Here is a 2,051-nt window from a genome sequence, read left to right as displayed (position 1 = left end):
TACGCACTGTGGAGAGGTGGCGGTAGTAGTCGGCCTGGTGTTGTTTGAGGTAGCCGCTCAGGTACATCAAGGGTTCTGGCAGCAAAGCCCAATGCTCCAGCAGTGCGGCAATCAGCAGGCGGCCAATGCGGCCATTGCCGTCAAGAAACGGGTGAATGGTTTCAAACTGCGCGTGCACCAACGCAATCTTGACCAGCGGCGGCAATGGGCTGTGGGCTTGGTGAATGAACTGCTCCATATCGCCCAGCAGCGCTGCCACACGCTCGGCCGGAGGCGGCACAAACACGGCATTGCCCGGCCGGGTGCCACCAATCCAGTTTTGCGAGCGGCGTAACTCACCGGGTTGTTTGCCCGTGCCGCGCACGCCGCTGAGCAGCAACCGGTGGGCGTCACACAGCAGGCGCACGCTGATGGGCAGGCCGGCCGGGTCACGCAGGTTGTGCTGCACCAGCCTGAACGCGCGCAGGTAGTTGGTCACCTCTTCCACATCGTCGGTGTTGCTCACAGCAAAACCGGCTTCGTCGTCGAACAGATCCGTGAGAGTGGCTTGCGTGCCTTCAATCTGCGATGTCAGCAACGCCTCTTTGCGAATGGCGCTGTATAGCAGCCAGTCCACAGAGGGCACTAGCCCTGCCACCCCGGCCAAGCGGGCCAGAGCCATTTCCGCCGCGTGGTTGGCCGCTGCAAACGACTCAGGGGCCAGCGGCGGTTTGGCGGGGGGCAGTGCATGCGGCACAAACGCCTGAACCGGCTCGCCGAGTGTGGTGGATGTGATGAAGGTGCCGGTGCTGCGCATCGTATGAAAGCAATCTTTAATAAGCGGCTGCGGTATTAAAGCATTCTTTAATATGAAAGCGCGGTATGCAAGCGGGCTTTCATGGACCCGGTGAACAAGTGGCCGCCAACGCCTGTGCTTGGAGCAAATTTTTGAGCAAAAAAGAACGCTAGCGCTTTATGGATAAGCGCTAGCAGCTATAAAAAACGGAGCGATCATGCCTGCAGCGCTCCGCCTAGGGCGGCCTCGGTGGCGGCCTGGGCTTCGGGCAAGCGCAACTGGCCGGAGATCAGGCGGGGGAGCAGGGTGTCGCGGAGGGTGGAGAGGGTTTGGGCTGTTTGGTGGTTGGCTGCTATGGCTTGTTGGATGGGTTCAACGATGCTGCCAAACGCTACTGCAACAGAGTCGGGCGCAATTGGCAGCAAGTAGCGGCCTAAAACGTCGTTCTGAATACGCTGCCGCCCACTGGTGCCCGACATGCTTTGGATGGCGTATTCGCGAAAGGCCGGGTGACGGCATAGAAGATAGGCGTAGTAGTCGGGCCAAGGCGCTTTTGGGCGCAGCACCAGAAACTCGGTGGACCCCCAGCCGGTCTCACCGTCTTCCAAAAAATCTACGAACGCCGTTTTGCCGTTTTCGAGGCAGGGCGTGATGCGAGCCAACAGCGTATCGCCATTGCGAAACTTGGAGCCAGAGCCCATGGCTCGTGAAATCGGGGTGTCTGCGCAATGCCCGCTGGTGGCGACACCTGCCATGTCCAAGTACGGCGCCTGAACGTCTTTTTTGAGTGTGCGCTTTGGGTTGAGCTCAAAGATGGTGTCTAGCGAACCAGCCTGCCATCCCTTCGGCACCCACCCCAACTCCGACTCCTCCAGCGCATCGGGAAACAGCGCGGCGGTGGCTTCGTCCATGCCTTCGGGGGCACGGCCTTCCATCTTGGCGCGCACGGGGTCGAAATCGACAAACCAGGACTTGAACAGCGCCTGGGCGATGGCTTCGAGCGTGGCGTTGGTTTCGCGCAGGAGGGTGATGCGGTCGTCGATTGAGCCCAGTACTTCTGCAACTTCGCGTTGGACACTGAGCGGGGGCGTTGGCACTTTGAGCGCTTCAAGCACTGGAATACGCAAGTTGCTCACGGTTGAGCCTGTTCCGTAAGCGTCCAGCCGAGGCATCTTGAGTTGAGCCACATGTCCCGCGAATATCGCGGGCATGATGAAGAAGGTGGATGCAGTTTGCGTGGCGACGATCGCGTTGTTTGCGCGCTGGCTCAGCGTTG

Annotated in this window: 2 protein-coding genes; both read right to left on the bottom strand. The window is 60.2% G+C overall.

Annotation, left to right across the window (positions count from 1 at the left end; all coding sequences use genetic code 11):
• A partial coding sequence (locus tag NFX52_RS29915; protein WP_252635986.1) for a Fic family protein occupies window positions 1–796 on the bottom strand: 796 nt, incomplete at its 3' end.
• A 194-nt stretch (window positions 797–990) separates the two neighbouring features.
• Window positions 991–2,051 (bottom strand): restriction endonuclease subunit S (locus NFX52_RS29910; RefSeq protein ID WP_252635985.1); only part of this gene is annotated, 1,061 nt, incomplete at its 5' end.

The organism is Acidovorax facilis (assembly GCF_023913775.1).
Classification (GTDB): domain Bacteria; phylum Pseudomonadota; class Gammaproteobacteria; order Burkholderiales; family Burkholderiaceae_C; genus Acidovorax; species Acidovorax facilis.
Note: the sequence above shows the minus strand (reverse complement) of the source record. Positions and strands in the feature narration are given on the sequence as shown.